This is a genomic window from Pseudomonas sp. D(2018), from assembly GCF_005502555.1.
In the GTDB taxonomy this organism is placed as follows: domain Bacteria; phylum Pseudomonadota; class Gammaproteobacteria; order Pseudomonadales; family Pseudomonadaceae; genus Metapseudomonas; species Metapseudomonas resinovorans.
Genome location: NZ_SCOK01000114.1, coordinates 1 through 2,543, shown reverse-complemented (window position 1 = coordinate 2,543; position 2,543 = coordinate 1). Strand labels below are relative to the sequence as shown.

The 2,543-nt window shown below is 65.7% G+C and carries 1 protein-coding gene and 2 pseudogenes; all 3 read right to left on the bottom strand.

What is annotated here, in order from left to right:
- Positions 1-494: pseudogene (gcvT, locus tag FFS60_RS28495) on the bottom strand (glycine cleavage system aminomethyltransferase GcvT); the annotation flags it as partial.
- A gap of 81 nt (positions 495-575) precedes the next feature.
- Positions 576-1,952 carry an L-serine ammonia-lyase gene (locus FFS60_RS28490; RefSeq protein WP_137823892.1) on the bottom strand — a complete coding sequence of 459 codons (1,377 nt, stop codon included), beginning with the start codon at positions 1,950-1,952 and terminating at the stop codon, positions 576-578.
- A 185-nt stretch (positions 1,953-2,137) separates the two neighbouring features.
- Positions 2,138-2,543, bottom strand: a pseudogene (locus FFS60_RS28485) (glycine dehydrogenase (aminomethyl-transferring)); the annotation flags it as partial.

The window sequence follows — 2,543 nt, the reverse complement described above, 5'->3', positions numbered from 1 at the left end:
TTCACGTCCGGCGCCAGGCGGCCGAGCACCTCGGCGGCGGCGGGACCTTGCAGGGCCAGCAGGGCGCGGGAGTCGAACAGCGACTCGATCTCGCATTGTTCGCCGATGTGCGCTTGCAGGTGCGCCAGGTCCTGCTCCTTGCAGGCGGCGTTGACCACCAGCACCAGGTGGTCGCCGGCATTGGCCACCATCAGGTCGTCGAGGATGCCGCCGTTTTCGTCGGTGAACATGGCATAACGCTGCATGCCGGCGGGCAGGTCGATGATGTCCACCGGTACCAGCGATTCCAGGGCGCGGGCCGCATGCTCGCCGCGCAGGATGATCTGGCCCATGTGGGACACGTCGAACAGGCCGGCCTGCTCGCGGGTGTGCAGGTGCTCCTTGAGCACGCCGAGCGGGTATTGCACCGGCATGTCGTAACCAGCGAAGGGCACCATGCGCGCGCCGAGTTCGAGGTGCAGGGCGTGCAGCGGGGTTTTGGCGAGATCGGTCATGTATTGCTCCAGGAATAAAAGTCCGAGTGGGATGAGGCTTCCCTCACCCCCGGCCCCTCTCCCAGGGGGAGAGGGGAGAAATCAGCATTCGATGATGTTCACGGCGAGGCCGCCGCGAGCGGTTTCCTTGTATTTGCTCTTCATGTCGGCGCCGGTCTGGCGCATGGTGCGGATGACCTTGTCGAGGGAGATGAAGTGCTGGCCGTCGCCGCGCAGGGCCATGCGTGCCGCATTGATGGCCTTCACCGAGCCCATGGCGTTGCGCTCGATGCAGGGCACCTGGACCAGTCCGCCGACCGGGTCGCAGGTCAGGCCGAGGTTGTGTTCCATGCCGATTTCGGCGGCGTTCTCCACCTGCTGCGGGGTGCCCCCCATGACTTCGCAGAGGGCGCCGGCGGCCATCGAGCAGGCCACGCCGACCTCGCCCTGGCAGCCGACTTCGGCGCCAGAGATGGAGGCGTTTTCCTTGTAGAGGATGCCGATGGCGGCAGCGGTGAGCAGGAAGCGCTCGATACCGTCGGCGTTGGCGCCCGGCACGAAGCGGCTGTAGTAGTGCAGCACGGCGGGCACGATGCCGGCCGCACCGTTGGTGGGGGCGGTGACCACACGGCCGCCGCTGGCGTTTTCCTCGTTCACCGCCAGGGCGTAGAGGTTGACCCAATCCAGCACGCTGAGGCTGTCGCGCAGGTTGGCTTCCGGGTGTTCGCTGAGCTGGCGGTAGAGCGCGGCGGCACGGCGCTTCACCTTGAGCCCGCCGGGCATGATGCCTTCCTTGCGGCAGCCGGTGGTCACGCAATCCTGCATCACCTGCCAGATATTCATCAGGCCGGTGCTGGTTTCCTCAGGGGTGCGCCAGGCTTTCTCGTTCTCGCGCATCAGGCCGCTGATAGAGAGCCCGGTGGCGCTGCAGTAGGCGAGCATGTCCTTGCCGGTCTTGAAGGGATAGGGCAGCGGTGTGCTGTCTTCGACTATGCGGTCCAGCCCGGCCGCTTCCTCGTCCACCACGAAGCCACCGCCCACCGAGTAGTACTCGCGCGAACGAATCTGGATGCCGGCGTCGTCGAAGGCCCGGAAAATCATGCCGTTGGGGTGGTAGGGGAGCGGCTTGCGGATCATCGCCAAGTGCTCTTTTTCCACGAAATGGATCGGCTTCTCGCCGCCCAGACGCAGTTCGCCACTCTGGCGAATGCTCGCCAGGCGCTCATCCACGCGTTCGGTATCCACGGTATCCGGTTGCTCGCCTTCCAGGCCCAGCAGTACGGCCTTGTCGCTGCCGTGGCCCTTGCCAGTGGCGCCGAGGGAGCCGTAGAGCTCGACTTTCAGGCTGTGGGTGTCGGCCAGCAGGCTCTCGCGGCGCAGGCCTTCCACGAAACGCGCGGCGGCGCGCATCGGGCCAACAGTATGGGAGCTGGAGGGGCCGATGCCGATCTTGAACAGGTCGAAGACACTGAGAGACATGTCGTGCTCCTGAGCGGGTGCTCGGCTCTTTCTTATTAGTCAGCGTAGTCAGCCCGGCGGAACGGACCTTGCGGACCGACCGCCGTGCTCCTTGTCTTGTGTCCGGTCGCTGTAGGAGCGAGCTTGCTCGCGAATGGCTCCGCAGAGCGCTTCGCCAGCAAGCTGGCTCCTACAGAGGATCGCCGTCAGGCGTCCTGGTAGGCCTCGATGGACGGGCAGGCGCAGACCAGGTTGCGGTCGCCGTAGACGTTGTCCACGCGACCCACCGGCGGCCAGTACTTGCCCTCCACCAGGCTGGCGGTGGGATACACAGCCAGCTCGCGGCTGTAGTGATGGGTCCACTCGCCGACCAGTTCCGCCGCGGTGTGCGGGGCGTTCTTCAGCGGGTTGTCGTTGGCGTCCAGTTCGCCGTTCTCCACGGCGCGGATTTCTTCGCGGATGCGGATCATGGCGTCGCAGAAACGGTCCAGCTCTTCCTTGGATTCGCTCTCGGTGGGCTCGATCATCAGGGTGCCCGGCACCGGGAAGGACATGGTCGGGGCGTGGAAGCCGTAGTCGATCAGGCGCTTGGCCACGTCATCGACGCTGATG